Source organism: Candidatus Edwardsbacteria bacterium, from assembly GCA_031082425.1.
Lineage (GTDB): Bacteria > Edwardsbacteria > AC1 > AC1 > EtOH8 > UBA2226.
Window position 1 is genome coordinate 213,784 of record JAVHLB010000002.1, and the last position, 16,528, is coordinate 230,311.

Sequence of the window (16,528 nt, forward strand, 5' to 3'; positions counted from 1 at the left end):
AAAGACAATTTAGTTAATAGTTATTGGTTGTTAGTTATTCGGAAAAGATCCGTGTGAATCCCCGCCATTAGCAAGTGGTCCATATAGGCGGGCAAGCGTATATATCCGTTGAATCTGTGTGCTATGGTCCCCACTCACACATTCAACCTGCCAGGCAAGCCGGCCTTCTCAGTGTGACAGGCCTTTGTTACTTTTCTGGCCCACAGAAAAGTAAATTAAGGTCCAGCCGCCTGGTTTCCGTTTCCCATGAAATGACACCCTTCGCCCGGCACCGCAGGGGCGGGTTTCAACCCCGCCGCTACATTAATCCACCCTCTCCTAATGCGTTAGGGGAGGGCAGGGTGGGGTCACCCGTTGGCCCCCCTATCCAGGTCCATGTCCTCCACCTCGGGCAGGGCCGGCCGGCCCGGGCCGCCGGGCTTTTCCGGGGCGAACATCCCCAGCCCGGCCATTCTCCAGGTGAAGGCCAGCCAGGCCGCGGCCAGCAGGGCCGCCTGCTGCCAGGGCGGCAGGAAAAGGGCGGCATAGCCCAGGGCTGAAAAGAACAGCCCCAGGCCCCACATCATCCAGTCCACCCGCCAGACGCTGGAGGTCCTGGCCTGCAGCAGGTCGTAGACGTGCCGCCGGTCGCCGGTGAAGACGTCCCTTTTGCCCAGCAGACGCCGGACGATGGCCAGCCCGGTGTCCAGGACAAAGGGCGACAGCACCAGCAGCACCGGGATGATGGTCCCCGGCCCGGTCCTGACGATGTTCAGCCCCATCCCGGCCAGGTAAAAGCCCAGCATCAGGCTGCCGCAGTCGCCCATGAAGATCCGGGCCGGCGGCCGGTTGAAATGCAAAAAGCCCAGGGCCGCCCCCATGCACACCAGCTTCAGGCTGATGCCCTCGAAGGTCTGGAGCTGCAGTGACAGCAGCAGCAGCCCCAGGCCGGCGGCCACCGCCATCCCGGCGGCCAGCCCGTCCATCCCGTCCATCAGGTTGAAGGCGTTGCAGCCGCCCATCAGCACCAGCGCCGCCAGCAGGAAATCCAGCCGCTCATAGCCGGTCAGCGGGACCGCGGTCATTATCAGCACCGTCACCAGGCAGGCGGCCAGCAGCAGCACCGCCTTGACCCAGGGCTTGATCTCGCGCAGGTCGTCCAGCAGGCCCACCAGGAACACCACCATCCCGCCGATCATGTAGGCGATCATGTTCCGGGAGCCCATCAGCCCGGGATTGACCAGCATCACCGCCAGCAGGCCGGCGTAGAGCCCCATGGCTATGGCGATGCCACCGGTCCGGGCCAGATGGAACAGGTGGGTGCGGTATGACAGGCCATCCGGGACGTCCCAGGCGTTCATCCGCCGGCCCATGATCTGGGCGAAAGGCATGGCCAGCACGGTGGTGCCCAGGGCCGTCAGGAAGATGAAAAGGTATTTCAGCATCGGTCATCCGTTGGTTGATGTTTGGGGTATCCGGGGACCTTTTGCCACTAAGACACTAAGACACCAAGATACTTGGATCGTTACAGTCATTGCGATAACACTCCCTGCCGTGCAGATGAAGCAATCCTCTATATTGTCACCCCGGGGCTTTTTCACCGCCAAGACGCAAAGGACGCAAAGGACACAAAGACAATTTAGTTAATAGTTATTGGTTGTTAGTTATTCGGAAAAGATCCGTGTCAATCAGCGTTGATCTGCGTCCTATTGGCCCCCATCCTTTCAATTTCTAATATCGAAATCCTAAACAATATCAAACACCAAAGGATAAAGCAACAAACAGCCTTGAGTTTTTAATTTTGTTTTTGGTGCTTGTTTAGTAATTGGTAATTCGTATTTAGTAATTATCGCTTCTGCCATTTTCCCGTCCGGCGCCGGCATTTTTAAGTGGTGACAAATTGTCACCACTTGGCTGCCTTCATCCCTGAGACGCTGGGCCAGCTTATTCCAGTACTTTCTGGCAGCCAGATCGTCCGGCTGGTCGGTCAGCGCCTGAACCACATCCACCACCGAAAAATACCATTCCCCTTTATAGATGGTCCTTCTTACTTTTTTACCATTAAATACTGCAATATGGTTTTCCATGGGCAGAGCCTCTTTTCAATTTCTAATATCTAATATCGAAATCCTAAACAATATCGAATTCCAAAGGCTAAAACACTAAACCGTCACGAGTTTTGAATTTGGCGATTGGTGCTTGTTTAGTAATTCGTAATTCGTATTTAGTAATTATCGCTTCTGCTGTTTTGCCGCCCAGTAGGGAAGCGAGACCAGTCCCCAAATGGATCCCAGCCCGTAGGAGAAATGCAGGGTCATAAAGACGATGGGGAGCAATAGCAGGGAGCGTATCCGGTATTCCGTATTTGGTATTTGGTATTTGGTATTAAAACCCTCGTCGCTAGCTTTTGCGCCCAGCACAGTCTTAAAGTTGGAAAGTTCCAAAGTTGAATGTTCGGAGTTGATTGTTCCGGGTGCTTTAGCGTCACCGTCTTGCGTTTTACTTTCTGCTTTATGGACTTTATAAACTTTGTACTGGCGCCAACCCGCCTGCATGACAGCAATGAGCATCGTCCCAAAGTACACCCCCAACACCAATAACAGCAAACGCAGAGCTGTAAGTTGAAAGTTGAAAGTTGAAAGTTCAAAAACCTGGCTAAGGCTTGCAGCCGTTGATCCCATTAAACCTGTTGAACCTGTTGAACTTTTTAAACTTATCAAACTTGCTATTATCAGGAACAGAATAGTCGTAACGAACAGCAGGGGGATGAAATGCCGCAGGCTCAGCGCGTAGGGCGCAATATATTTGGTATAGACCACCCACTGGCCGTTCCGGAAGTTCTGGGACCACAGGCCCCTTAAGGTGTTCCGGCAGTAATAATAGCTTTTGATCTTGGGAGTCAGGTATATCTTGCCGGGGGCTTCTCTATCCGCAGATTGCGCAGATTTCCGCAGATCATTTTCTTCTTTTTCTGGTTTTTTGCCACCAAGACACAAAGGCACAAAGTTTTTTTCCTTTAACTCATTCTCGTCATTCTGAGGCGAACTACCTGCCTTACTATCCGAAGAATCTGGTCCTTCTTTCAACTTTAAACTTTCAACTTTAAACTGATCTCTCTGTCCGCTGTCCGCTGTCCGCTTTATTATTCCTTTTCTTATTCTGGCATTAAACTCTATGTCCTGGTTCCTGGTCAGCCGGGTGTCGTACCGGCCGTACTTGGCAAAGGTCTCCTTGGGGTAGCAACCGAAAGTAACCGTATCGGCAAATCCTTCAAAATTGCCCATACGAAAGGCACCGCCGCCCAGACCAAATGCGGAATTATGTGATATTAGGATCGCATCGCCGATTGCTGTGCCGTTGCTAATATTGATTGCCGGGCCACCCACGTTGTCGGCCTTGGTCTGTTCCAGGTATTTTACGCAGTTGGAGACGTAATCCGGGGCCATCACGGCGTGGCCGTCGAAGCGCAGTATTATATCGCCCTTGGCCGCGGCTATACCCAGGTTCATGGCATGGGGCACGGTACGGGCAGGATTGTCAATCAAATGAATTCTGAATTCTGAATTCTGAATTCTGAATTCCTCTATTTTTAGCGCCGTGCTGTCGTTTGACCGGCCGTCCACTATCAGCAGTTCCATCAGGTCCTTGGGGTAGTCCTGGGCGGCGATGGAGCGCAGGCAGGGAATGATGTAGTTTGCTTCGTTGCGGACGGGGAGGATTATGGAAACAAATGGCTGCATTATATTTTTGACAGGATTAACATGATTTTTACATTACTTATGGGCAAACAATAACATTTTGAACTTATAAAACCTTTACAACCTTTCAAACCTATTATGACTTACTTGCCTTTCATCACATCTTCCACGGCCTTAAGCAATGCTTCCTTCCTCTTTTCCAGAGGAAACACATCAATGATCCTTTGCCTTGCCTTTAAACCATAACCGTCCGGCAGGGCCAGGGCTTTTTTCACGGCCACGGCCACGGCCTCCGGGGTTTGTTCTTCGATGTAGATGCCGGTATCGCCCGCCACTTCGGGCAGGGCCGCCCGCCGGGATACTACCGGGATACAGCCACCCAGCATGGCCTCGGCCACGGAACAGCCGAAGGATTCGTGATATGAGGCCTGGACGTATACCTTGGCCTTGGCATACCGGTTATCAAGTTCAGGGCCGTACAACCCGCCGGTAAAAATAATATTTGGCGGGGCGTTCTTTTTTAATTCTTCCAGGCTGCCGTCATTGCAGGGACCAATCAGGTAATATTTTATATCCGGCAATAAGGAAGCTGATCGGACAAACAGCTTAAGACCTTTTTTAATTACAGTTTCCCTGGTAATTCGGCCGACGGTTATTACGGCATTATCTCTGGGGTTTTGGGGCAACGGTTCTTGGCCGAAACCGTGGTAAAGGCATTTAACCTTGTTTTCATCGGCCCCGGTATTTTTTATGGTTTCTGAACGATTGAACTCCGAAACTGATAGGACCAGGTCGCAATGCTTAAAGACATAATCCGGGCACCAACTTTTCCACCATTTTGTATATAGGCCGTAGCCTATGGCCGGTTCATTGGCCACGTCGTCGCCGCCGGCGACAACGATTGATCTTTTATTTAGCAGCCGGGCAAATATAACAGCCCAAAACGCCGGCATTTTCCCGAACCAGCAGAAGACCAGGTCACTACCATAAACAGCTTTTAAGACATTTAGCCTGGGCAAGAAAGAAGTTACTTCGACATTCTTTACCTGGTATGCGCCAGATAATATTTTAATGTCCTTCTCCACGAAAGACATCATTTTTTGGTGGACAAAACAGATACGCATATAATATTAAATGATCTTATCCAATGAGGCAATTATCTTTGCCGCCCTTTGTTCCCAACCGTTTTCTCTGGCATATTTTTTCCGGCCGGCCCGCAACAACACACTGTCTTGATCAAGGACCTTTTCAATGGCGGTTATAAATGCCTCGGGTGTGTCCGCTGTTTCCACCCATTCGCTGTATTTTCCCATCTCGGGCAACGAAGTGGTGACCACCGGCAGGCCCATGGCCATGTATTCGTGGAATTTATTGGGGTCAACATATTGGTTGAACCCGCAATCCAGCCGGTACGGTATTATCCCCACATCAAACAGCTTCAGATAACTTGGCAGCACTGTCCAATCAAGCCAGCCGGTCATGACCACATTTGGCATATTTTGCATTATTTTAAAGGCCGGATCATTCTTAAGTTTTACACTTTGCACCGGGCCGGCCAGCATAAAGGTCCATTCCTTCTTTATCTCGGCCAGCCTGGATATAAGCAATATATCCAAACCTTCATGGATGGTGCCCAGATAACCTATGACCGGTTTTTTGATTTTATCGGCCAGAGCACCACTTATGTCTTCTGCGGTTCCAACGTTTGAGAAATATTCATAATCGGCAGAATTAGGCAGGCATTGCACCTTGGCCTTGAATTCGTCAAGTTCACCGGCTAGATTTACAGAGGTGGTTATTATCAGGTCAGCCCTTTCTGCCAGTTTTCGGTCCAGCCCGGCAACTAAACTTGCCAGATCAGTATTCAAGACCACAGAATAATCATATTTATCGTATCTCTCATAGACAACTTTGCGGTCATGGGGTAGGTCCATTTCCATAAAGTGATATGGGTGAGATACCCACCAGGCAGTTTCTTTTGGGGAAAGACTATGTTCGTTTAATAACCTTTCTATCTGCTTGCGGTAGATCTTTCTTTGGTAACTATGGAACCCTGGCAACCGCCTGGCAATTAGCGGATGAACGAATAGCTTTGGCCTATATACTGTTATATTAGCGGCTGGTTTTATGGTCTGGCCGGTGAAGATCTGCATCCATCTTTTGGGGTTGCTGAACAGGTCGGACACAGCAAAGATCGGGCGATTTAAGCAAATAATCTGTCCGCCTCTTGGGGCCAGCTGACGCGCCAACTCCCGAAACATACTGGCCCGGTAGGATACTTCCCAGTCGGGCGAAAGGGAAACCACAAGATTTTTAATCACTGGAAAGGCAATATATATTCTAAGTTATATTTTAAATCCCGGCTGCGGGTGCCTATTTGCTTGGCCGGCATACCGGCAACGATAGCATATTCCGGCACGTCTTTTGTTACCACCGCACCGGCTGCCACTACTGCACCTTCGCCTATTTTTACGCCCGGTAGTATTACCGCCGCAGAGGATACCCAGACGAAATCCTCTATTGTTACCGGCTTCTTTTCGGTGTTGAACATGGGATCATTCGGCATGTGCTGCCAGGTGAATATTTTTACATAGGGCGAGATATTAACATTATCACCCAATGTTAACCCGGCTCTGAAATCCAAATGGCAATGATGGTTAATTACGCTGTTTTTTCCCATTACCAGCTTGCCAGGTTGTTTAAAATCAAAATGACAGCATCTTTGTATCACTGAACGGGGGCCAAACTTTGCCCTTAGCACAAAAATATATGCTATACGGCGGACTATCCAGAAAGGACAGGTATTTACGAATTGATTGATAACGTACATGCCAAAATAAAACATGTAGGCTTTTATTATTTTCATAAATATTCCCCGATCTGTTTTACCCGGTTGTCCCATGTTTGGGTCAAACCAAATTCTTTTCTTTTCATCTTAGTGGGATCATCTTCTTTAAGGGCCTTTTCTATGGCATCAATGAACTGATCCTTGTTTTCCGCCAGATACACATAATCCTTATACGGTCTCACCCCGGTCAGGTTCTGGCTTACTATTGGTTTGCCGGTAGCCATATAATCAAATAATTTTATGGGGCTTTCGCTGTCAACGAGTTTGTTGGACAAATGCGGCAATAAACAAACGTCAAATGAAGCAATGATGCCAGGCATTTGCTTATATTCCTTCCCATCGATAAAATATACGTTTTGGGGCCAGTCGATCTGAGCATCCAAGCTGTTGTTTCCGACAAGAACAATGCTCCAATCGGGCCTTGCTTGGGCAATGCTTTTGATAAGATCCACATCCAATCGGTAATTAATACTGCCGACATAACCCAATACCGGTCTGGGTATTCCCTTCAGTGCATCATTTGCATCACCGGCAGTAAAAGAAAATACCTTTTCGTCTACTGCGTTGGGTATTACTATAATATTTTTATTTAATGGGGACTTAACATCTCTTAGATGATCTGTTTGAACAAATACCTGATCCGCCTTTTGGGTCAGCAGGCCATCCCATTCAACTATATTGCTTTTGATCTTATGCCAATTAGTGAATTCGCTGAATTGCTCGCTGCAATCATATATTAGTTTATAATTGCCAAAATATTTCAGCCATAAGGCATCGAAAGGCAGACTGGACCAGTATATGTCCGGCTTAAACCCTTTGGGTAGTTTAGAAATTATGCTATAAGCTACTATTGTTGCATTTAAACTTACTAATGCCTTGGGTGTAAAAAATGGCAAGAAAGAAAAGGGTGTGATAATTGTAACCTTACCATGATCAAAGGAAAAACCCGACTTTAAAACCCTGGACCATCTTTGGGCCGATTCTTTGTCCGCCCGGCCCACCAAGTATTTGATGAACGAAGTGCCGCTTAACGGCAATTCGATATAATACAGCTTTTTGATTTCCGTCAATCTGGATAGCCTAAAGGCTATCTGCTGGCGACGGCGACACTTATCGTCCCAACTGTCAGCAAAATATAGTATTCGTTTTGGCATCTACCTACAACCAATAATACCTTTCCCCGGCATCTTAACAAACTCTTTCAGTGTATTTTTATTTTTTGCACCAACCACAATAATATTATCTCTAAATATCCACTTTGCAAATGGGACACTTTCTAACACAAATATTATTGTTCTATTAATTATTGAAAGATTGGTTATATTGCTTCGTCTTACCACATAAACATTTGTATAAAAACCAACCGACCGTAGATCTTTTTTCAAAGATATAGGATTTTTAATATTTACGTGCCCGGCCTCATATTCCTCAGCTTGTCGTTCTTTTACACTTTTCAATTTTTTCCGTTGAAGCACTTGCCGAATATTGCGTGTCGCCATATATGCATACTTTTGCAGCCACTCATTGGGGTGTGTACCTATTACAATCACGCCATCTTCTTTTAAAATACTATACGATTGCTTTAAGCATTCCAACCATTGCCATTGATACAAATGTTCCACATTGGCCCAACTCATAATTCTATCAAATAACATTGTCCCAAAGGGCATAGACTCCGCACATGCCTGTACTATCATAAATCTATTTTTGACGTCTTGGTTATAAAACTCTAAACATTCTTTCGCTTTTCTTATGGCCTCATAAGCATAGTCTAATCCAACGGCATATACACCCTTATTGGCTAAATACATAACTAATTCACCACGGCCACAACCTATATCAAGTGCTTTCATACCTGGCAATATTTTAACTTTGCACAAATCATCCAGCCGACAGGCCAGCAATTCAGTCCCTCTGCTCTTATAAAAATAATCGTAATTGCCAGGGGCCATCTGTTTAAAATAGTTTTCATCATATTTATTTTGCTCAAAATACTCTTTTCTTACCATTTAAACCTCATAATATACTTCCAGTTATTGCTCTTATACTTTAATCTTGTCTATCTTTTATTGCCCAAAATATCACATGGCCACAAAACATTAATTTTGTTAGGTTCGTTTTGTTTGATTCCCATTTACGTAAATAGCTTATTGCATCAATTACTTTATTCAAAGGTGATTCATTATTAAACCATTTATCAAACAACTTTAATCTATTAAAGCCCCTTCTAATAATCAATGTTAAACCGTCAATGCCCGGTCGTATTTCCTTAAGGGTTAAACCATCTTTATTGAATAATTTGCATACACCGTAAATCGTATAATTAAATATACTGAATGAATGGTACGGTTCTAGTTGCGAGACTGAACCAATGATATGACCACCTGGTTTAAGAACTCTAATAATTTCCTTTATTAACTCATGTGGATACTCGACATGTTCAAACACTTGTCTGCAATAGATAACATCAACGGAATTACCATTTATTGGAATGCTTATACCGTCATATGTAATAAGATTGTTGCTTTTATTGTATCTTTCCCTTACCTCCGGGGAGTCTTTTACATCTATTCCAATCCAAGTAATACTTGGATTTATTTTTTTCAGTATTACTTCAGTTTCGCCACGACCACAACCCAAATCTATGACAGTATAATTATTATTATCTGTCAATAATTTGGCAGCATAATATGTAGCTGTTACTTGCCTGGCATGATCATTTGCCAAGAATTGATTAAGAAATAATACCTGTTCTGTCATTTTAATTGTTTATTGTTATTTTATAGATTTTAGATGTTCTTCAAGCATTTTTGCAATTTTTGGCCAAGCGAACATTTCCTCAACGCGTTTCTTCCCATCAATACCCATTTTACTGCGCATACCTTCATTTTCAATAAGTTTAAGCATTGCATTAATTAGTTGTGTTATATTACCGGCCGCAACTAATATTCCGCTAACGCCACCCGCTATTGCATCTGGCACCCCACCTTGACGTGTTCCAATAACAGCTTTACCACAAGCACCAGCCTCTAAATACACTATCCCGAATGTTTCAATATCTCCATTAACGATTTTTGATGGCAAAACAAATAAATCACATTGCATCATCTCATCATATATTTCATTTACTGGTTTTTCGCCAACAAAGATAATACTATTGTTTACCCCTAACTGTCTGGCTAAGGACTCAAGATTAACTCTTTCCGGTCCTTGCCCAACAATTTTCAAAGTAATCTTTGGATGTTTTTTTATCACTGTAGCAAAAGCAACAATAAGGTCATCCAGGCCTTTCTTGGGAACAAGTCTACCTACAGTTAGTATCACTATTTTGCTGTTCTTGACAACTCTTGTTATTCCTATTGTTTTATATATTTTATTAGGCCACACACCGGGGTTTAGTATTTTTACCTTTTTGCTCATGTCGTGGTATTTTTTTAATACTTTATCTTTGGTAAAACTGCTATTGGCTAATATTAGGTCAGATGTCCTTAGCATCTTGTCAAGAAAATATTTGTCGATTTTATTTGATATAACGTAATCTAGATCATTTCCATGGGTCAGAACGATTAACCGGTTTAAGTTAAGCTTTCTGGCAATTATTCCACCAGCACTTAAAGTGCTGGCGGCGTGGCCATATAATACAATATCATACTTTATTGTCAGACTTAAATATAAAGTTATCAAACTTGGCCATAAATTAGCAAATCTCATTGTCCTCTTATACCGTATTACCCGGTATGGTAAACCCTTATCACTTGCGTTGGGTAAATTTGGTGCCAAAACAAACATCTGGTGACCAGCCAAAGCCATACTTTCCGCGATACCTTGGTTAAAGCTTGCTATGCCGCCCAAGCCTGGGACAAAATCAGCTGTAACAATTAGTATTTTCATTGTTTACGATGTCTGATCAAACCACCGATCAAAACATATAATATTATTATTAACTGTAAAAAGGACACCACCTGATATATTGTTGACACCTTTATCACAATATACCCAATAAAAAGCATTATTATAAAAATGATCCAGATCATTTCATGCATCCTTGATAACGTTTATTGAGAGCCCCAACAAGAACCAATACAGTTCCCTCAACTGCCCGTAATTAAATGTGTAATCAAAAAAACTTTGAAATATAAACCAACTCAAGGCAATTACGCAACCCAGGGTCATTATCCTTTTGTTTTTATCTTTTTGTTTCAGGTACGCTTTTATCATTACCCTCAGCCATACCACGTTCAATAAGATGAGTATAATTACGGGATAGATGCCATAGGACCAGGCTTCCTGCAAAAACAAATTGTGAGCATGTATTGCCGTAGGTCCCTGAGTGTATCCTCTTACTAAAAGTGAATAGTTGTACCCTTGCCCAAACCATATGTTCTCAATAACTTTTGCAAAATACGCCTGGTATATTGACCATCTTGAAAATTCTTGTATCGGTGTTTTCGTAAATTCTACGATATGACTTTTAGTACCATACGGCAAAACAGCTAAAACAAATGTTATCATAATGACGCCAATGACTATCGTATAAAACACCTGCGTTTTTTTTGCCCGACCAAAGAACATAAATACAAGGAACAAAACTATTATCGAAATTGCCATCAATCCTGCCCGGGATTGCGATAATATTATGTTTGTTAGTGCCAAAGCCAGTATAACGACCCAAAGCCACTTGTTTTTTTCTTTTTCTACCAACACTAGTGTAACAGCAAAAGATGATACCATACCAAGATAAACGCAATAAGGGTTGGCATAAAAGAAAGGCCCTATAGCCCTGGCCAAACCCATTGCTGCCACCGGCTGCCAGTACCAACCGCCCATTTTTGAGGCATACTGGGCATAGTCACCGTAAATAAACCCGCCTATTTTACTGCTTATCAAAGCTGATATCCAACTGGCACCCATTATGACCTGTACCAAGCCCAGCAAAGTTGAAACAACAGATACGTACAATAATAACTTTATTAATTTAAGTGCTTGCTCATAATTGTCAGCAGCATATAAACCGGCAAGGAAAAACATAAGGCTGCTGATTACCACCAAATAATCCGACAATGTTAAATCTGGTTCGGGTGTTATAAAAAAACTAATCGCTCTGGCCAACAAATAAAGTATTATTATCAAATTAAAGGGTGTGTATCTGGGCCATGTATTTAATCTCTTTATGTTCGCTAAAAACATAAATAACACTGCAAGGTTAGCCAAAACTTCCGCCATGGTTAAACTTATACCCACAAAACCTTTCAAATAACCCTGAAAAGGTATCGCCAGCACTAGGGCAAAAATAGCAGCATGGCCAATATTATAAAAATATTTAGTCATGTCTTAGGTTTTCTTTGCAGCAACAATATTACGTGTCATTACTACCGTCCATGCAATGTGTAGCAAATATGCAAAAAGATACGTGTAGGAAAGCCCAAGGGAGCCCTTGTTCCTTAATATATAAAATAACACTATCAATGTTATGCCGTTTATGCCGTTGAGCATAAAACCTATCCACATCTTGCCTGATGCGGCTATAGTATGCCCCAAAGGCATTTGGATCGCTAAAAACACGGCGGACAAAGCCAATATTAACAAACTTGTATTGCCTGCCTCAAACGATTTACCATAGCTTTGCATTATGATATTTTTACCGAATAGAATTATGATTGCTGCCGGGATAACTACTGCCATATTAAGCAATAAATTTGTTCCTACCATTTTTCTTACGCTTTTATTGTCGCCGGAACCAAATTTATCTGATAGTATGGGTGTTATTGTTTGTCCCATCCATCGGGGGAATATCAGCAACGAATTGCGCCATTGGTTGGCCGCGTTGAATAAGCCAAGTTCCGCGTAACCTCCTGTAGTATTAACCATAATGGCATTGATCACCCATTGTATCGGACTCACCATTACATTAGAAAGCAAGGACGGCAAAGAAAACCTCCAAAGGACTCTGATTTCTTGCCGCCAATCTTTGTAATTGACTTTAATTTTTGCCGATCCAAGTATTTTTTTTAATGAAATATGATTGAACACGCAACTCACCCCGCTTGAGCATACAAAGCCAACGATTGAACCACTGAGGCCCCACAAATAAGTACCAAGCAGCACAAAGACAAAATTAAGGATCGAAATTATGGCATTGTTTCTGGCAATGACTTTAAAGGCCTCAAATCCTGTCAGGGCTCCAAATTGTGCCCCAACCAATGTACTGAAAAACAATAATCCGCAGCTAAGTCTTATCTCATCGGAAAGGTGCGGTGCATTTATGACATTTCTGGAAATATAAGCCGAAAATACAAGCAAAACCAAAGAAGCAATTAAGCCCGTGCTTATAGCCAGTAAATTGGTCAAGCCCAACACCCGGCCGGCTTTTTCAACGTCCTTGTTTTTATATTCCGAAATATATTTTGTAGCCGTTATACCCAAACCAAACCCGGCAAAAACACCGAATATTTCCACTGTACTGCGGATCATGGCCAATTCGCCGAACCCGGTCCTGCCAAGCATTCTGGCATTCAATATAGATAATACAATAGCTAATACCCCTACGATAACATTCCCGGTTACAGTCCAAAAGATCCCTTTAGCGAACCTGTATCTGAGCGTATCGTAGGGTAATTTATCATTGATATATTTTATTACGCCTTCTGGCAAAAAACGTTGCATTCTATTGTTTAAATTCTTAAAAACGTTTAATCACTTGCCATTTTTTACTTTACTGTTTTCCGCCTTTTAAAAATAGCCCCCTATCACCCTTCAATAGCTGGCTATTACTCCCCGATAGTACGCTATTACCCTCCAATAGCTGGCTATTACTCCCCTATAGTACGCTATTACCCTTCAATAGCTGGCTATTACTCCCCGATAGCTGGCTATTGCCCTTCAATAGCTGGCTATTACTCCCCGATAGTACGCTATTACCCTTCAATAGCTGGCTATTGCCCTCCGATAGCACCCTTTCTCCCCTAATAAGGGGAGGATAGGAGGGGTGTCTTGCCCCTATCAAGGGGAGAGACAGAGGGGTGTCCCCCGGCTACCTTTAACCACAGAATGCACAGAAAACACAAAGGGTTTACTTCTTTTAAACTTTGCACTTTAAGCTTTTAAGCTGGGTATTGTCAACTGTCAACTGTAAACTGGCATCTGCTTTCTACTTTATGAACTTTAAACTGCGTACTTTCCCCGGTTACTGTCTCCTGTCTCCTGTAGCCCCCACATTCAGCCAGCCAGGCAAGCCAGCCTTCTCAGTGTGACAGACCTTTATTCTTTCAACTTGTAACTTTCAGCTTTGAACTGCATCCCGGTCCCCGCCTTCAGCAATTTTGCCCAGGCAGAAACGGGCGTATAAAATTCATTGCGGAGCTTGGCTCCCCGCCCCGGTCAAGGAATTTAGTCCGGGGATATCATTCCTGCCGGAAATTGCTGGGCGGTTAAGGCTCTTTTGTTACTTTTCTGGCCCACAGAAAAGTAAAGCAAGGTCGCTTGGTTCCCGGTATGGTGTTTGTTGCCCGGCACCGCAGGAACGGGTTTCAACCCGCCGCTACATTAAATTTTTATCCGTCCCGGTCCCCGGGTTCTTGGTACCCCGCCTTCAGCAATTTTGCCCGGGCAGAAACGGGCGTATAAAATTCATTGCGGAGCTGGGCTCCCCGCCCCGGTCAAGGAATTTAGTCCGGGGATATCATTCCTGCCGGAAATTGCTGGGCGGTTAAGGCTCTTTTGTTACTTTTCTGGCCTACAGAAAAGTAAAGCAAGGTCGCTTGGTTCCCGGTATGGTGTTTGTTGCCCGGCACCGCAGGGCCGGGTTTCAACCCCGCCGCTACATTGATCCTCCCTCTCCTTTCGGGGGAGGGCCGGGGTGGGGTCCGTCCCCCGTCAACCGTTGTTTATCCCGCCCCATCCGTGTCAATCCGTGTGCTATTGGTTCTTCTTCCCGTACACCCCGAAGGCTAACCCCGCTATCAGAAACAGCTGGGCCAGGTCGATGTAGGTATGGTGCCGGATATCCAGGAACTCGTTGGGCAGGATCCCGCCCTTGGACAGGATGCCCACCAGCAGAGTCAGCCCCGCCAGGATCATCATCGCCATCATGGTCTTCTTCATTTTGTTTCCTCCTTTTTGGTTGATGGTTTTTGATTGCCTTCCCCACGCTTGTCCGCCTATAGATGCTAACTTGATAATGGCGGGAAACACACTAAACCACACGAAATCTTTACTTCTTTTAAACTTTGCACTTTAAGCTTTTAAACTGGGTGTTGTCCCCTGTATCCTGTAAACTCGTCGTCTGCTTTCTACTTTACAAACTTTATACTTTTAACTGATTCCTTTCCCACCTCCAGGCGCTGGACATCATCTCCTCCAGCCCGTGCCGGATCTCCCAGCCCAGCACTTCCCTGGCCTTCCGGTTGTCGGCGTAGATGGCCGGCAGGTCGCCGGGCCGCCGCGGCCCGATGTGGTAGTTCAGCTTGATCCCGTTGGCCCGCTCGAAGGCCTTCAGCAGTTCCAGCACCGTGGTGCCGGCGCCCGACCCCAGGTTGAAGAATTCATGGCGCCGGTCGGACATTTTGTTCTTGATGTAGGACAGGGCGTCCACGTGGGCCCGGGCGATGTCCATCACGTGGATGTAGTCCCGGATGCAGCTGCCGTCCCGGGTGGGGTAGTCGGAGCCGTGGACGGTGAGCTTCGGCAGGCGCCCGGCGGCGAAGCGGGTGATGTTGGGCACCAGGTTGTCCGGCTGGCCGGCGGGGTTCTCGCCGATCAGCCCGGAAAGGTGGGCCCCGGCCGGGTTGAAGTAGCGCAAAGAAACGAACCGCCCGGGGTAGCTGGCGGCCAGGTCCGTGATCATCTGCTCGCCCATCAGCTTGGTCCGGGCGTAGGGGCACTCCGGCTCCCCCAGGGGGGTCTGCTCGGTGGCCGGCAGTTCTTCCACCCGGCCGTAGACCGTGCAGGAGGAGGAGAACACCAGCTGTCTGACCCCCTGCTTTTCCATGGCCCCCAGCACCGACAGCAGCGAGCCGTTGTTGTTGGCAAAATACAGCAGGGGATCTTTTACCGACTCGCCCACCGCCTTGTAGGCCGCAAAATGGATCACCGCCTCGATGTCCTTATTTTCGGCGAAGATCCGCTGGGCGGCCGTTTGGTCCTTGAGGTCCACTTGGTAATTTTTGACCCCGGTCCCGGTGATCTTTTTGACCCCCTCCAGCATGGCCGGATCGGAGCGCGAGTGGTCGTCGGCCGAGATAACGTCGTATCCCCGCTCCAGCAGGCTGACCAGGGTATGCGAGCCTATGTATCCGCCCCCCCCGGTGACCAGTACTTTACTCATAACAATATTTTAAATTAAATGGTTTCTCTTTTAACCGCAGATCTTTTGAACCGCAAAGACGCAAAGGGGCGCAAAGGCTTTTTAACCACCAAGGCACAAAGACACCAATGGTACTTGGTTCATTACAGTCATTGCGAGAAGACATCCCGCCTTGCAGATGAAGCAATCCCCCATTGTCACCCTGAGACCTCTTCCCGCCTTTCAGGCCGAACGGGTGACGATCTTCTATATTCACACATTCAGCCCGCCAGGCAAGCCAGCCTTCTCGGTGTGACAGGCCGTTAACTGCGCCCCGGTCCCCGGTCTTTGGTTCCCCGCCTTTAAGCAATTTTGCCCTGGCCAACAGGGGCGTGAAAAATTCATTGCAGAGCTACTCTCCCCGCCCTGGTCAAGGAATTTAGACCCTGGGCATCATGGCTTCCGAAATTGCTGGGCGGTAAAGGCTCTTTTGTTACTTTTCTGGCCCGCAGAAAAGTAAGATGAGGACCGGCCGCCTGGTTACCATTCTGCCTCCGATCGGGACCGTTATGCCTTTGCCCGGCTCCGCAGGGGCGGGTTACAAACCCGCCGCTACATTAAATCTTTATCCGCCCCCGCAACCCAACACCAGAAAAGATCCGTGTTCATCCATATATATCCGTTGAATCCGTGTGCTATTGGTCCCCGGGGTACCTTTCACCA

At 45.9% G+C, this 16,528-nt stretch carries 13 protein-coding genes and 1 pseudogene; all 14 read right to left on the reverse strand.

What is annotated here, in order from left to right; genetic code table 11:
• Nucleotides 1-347: 347 nt before the first annotated feature.
• The 14 genes and pseudogenes from RDU76_02740 to galE all read right to left on the reverse strand — a co-directional run bounded on the left by RDU76_02740 (nucleotide 348) and on the right by galE (nucleotide 15,847).
• Nucleotides 348-1,424 carry an MraY family glycosyltransferase gene (locus RDU76_02740; protein ID MDQ7797847.1) on the reverse strand — a complete coding sequence of 359 codons (1,077 nt, stop codon included), beginning with the start codon at nucleotides 1,422-1,424 and terminating at the stop codon, nucleotides 348-350.
• Between the two features lie 414 nt (nucleotides 1,425-1,838).
• Nucleotides 1,839-2,066, reverse strand: a pseudogene (locus RDU76_02745) (phage antirepressor protein).
• A 144-nt stretch (nucleotides 2,067-2,210) separates the two neighbouring features.
• The gene (locus RDU76_02750; protein ID MDQ7797848.1) at nucleotides 2,211-3,719 is read right to left on the reverse strand and encodes a glycosyltransferase family 2 protein; all 1,509 of its coding nucleotides are present in this window, start codon (nucleotides 3,717-3,719) and stop codon (nucleotides 2,211-2,213) included.
• Nucleotides 3,720-3,820: 101 nt separating this feature from the next.
• Nucleotides 3,821-4,801 (reverse strand): glycosyltransferase family 4 protein, encoded by a 981-nt coding sequence (locus RDU76_02755; GenBank protein MDQ7797849.1) that lies wholly within the window; start codon nucleotides 4,799-4,801, stop codon nucleotides 3,821-3,823.
• Between the two features lie 6 nt (nucleotides 4,802-4,807).
• Nucleotides 4,808-5,938, reverse strand: coding sequence for a glycosyltransferase (locus RDU76_02760; protein MDQ7797850.1), 1,131 nt, complete (start codon nucleotides 5,936-5,938; stop codon nucleotides 4,808-4,810).
• Nucleotides 5,939-5,994: 56 nt separating this feature from the next.
• Nucleotides 5,995-6,543, reverse strand: coding sequence for an acyltransferase (locus RDU76_02765; GenBank protein ID MDQ7797851.1), 549 nt, complete (start codon nucleotides 6,541-6,543; stop codon nucleotides 5,995-5,997).
• Entirely contained in the window at nucleotides 6,540-7,595 is a 1,056-nt protein-coding gene (locus RDU76_02770) for a glycosyltransferase (GenBank protein MDQ7797852.1), read from the reverse strand. The genes RDU76_02765 and RDU76_02770 overlap by 4 nt, the downstream gene beginning before the upstream one ends.
• 84 nt (nucleotides 7,596-7,679) lie before the next feature.
• Nucleotides 7,680-8,534, reverse strand: coding sequence for a class I SAM-dependent methyltransferase (locus RDU76_02775; GenBank protein MDQ7797853.1), 855 nt, complete (start codon nucleotides 8,532-8,534; stop codon nucleotides 7,680-7,682).
• Nucleotides 8,535-8,574: 40 nt separating this feature from the next.
• Nucleotides 8,575-9,285 carry a class I SAM-dependent methyltransferase gene (locus RDU76_02780; protein MDQ7797854.1) on the reverse strand — a complete coding sequence of 237 codons (711 nt, stop codon included), beginning with the start codon at nucleotides 9,283-9,285 and terminating at the stop codon, nucleotides 8,575-8,577.
• 15 nt (nucleotides 9,286-9,300) lie between these two features.
• Nucleotides 9,301-10,416, reverse strand: a complete 1,116-nt coding sequence (locus RDU76_02785) for a glycosyltransferase family 4 protein (GenBank protein ID MDQ7797855.1) — start codon at nucleotides 10,414-10,416, stop codon at nucleotides 9,301-9,303.
• A gap of 144 nt (nucleotides 10,417-10,560) precedes the next feature.
• Nucleotides 10,561-11,853: an O-antigen ligase family protein gene (locus RDU76_02790; GenBank protein MDQ7797856.1), complete on the reverse strand. Its 1,293-nt coding sequence runs from the start codon at nucleotides 11,851-11,853 to the stop codon at nucleotides 10,561-10,563.
• Nucleotides 11,854-11,856: 3 nt separating this feature from the next.
• Nucleotides 11,857-13,188 (reverse strand): oligosaccharide flippase family protein, encoded by a 1,332-nt coding sequence (locus RDU76_02795; GenBank protein ID MDQ7797857.1) that lies wholly within the window; start codon nucleotides 13,186-13,188, stop codon nucleotides 11,857-11,859.
• A 1,251-nt stretch (nucleotides 13,189-14,439) separates the two neighbouring features.
• Nucleotides 14,440-14,625: a hypothetical protein gene (locus RDU76_02800; protein ID MDQ7797858.1), complete on the reverse strand. Its 186-nt coding sequence runs from the start codon at nucleotides 14,623-14,625 to the stop codon at nucleotides 14,440-14,442.
• Nucleotides 14,626-14,827: 202 nt separating this feature from the next.
• Nucleotides 14,828-15,847: a UDP-glucose 4-epimerase GalE gene (gene galE / locus RDU76_02805; protein MDQ7797859.1), complete on the reverse strand. Its 1,020-nt coding sequence runs from the start codon at nucleotides 15,845-15,847 to the stop codon at nucleotides 14,828-14,830.
• Between the last annotated feature and the right edge of the window lie 681 nt (nucleotides 15,848-16,528).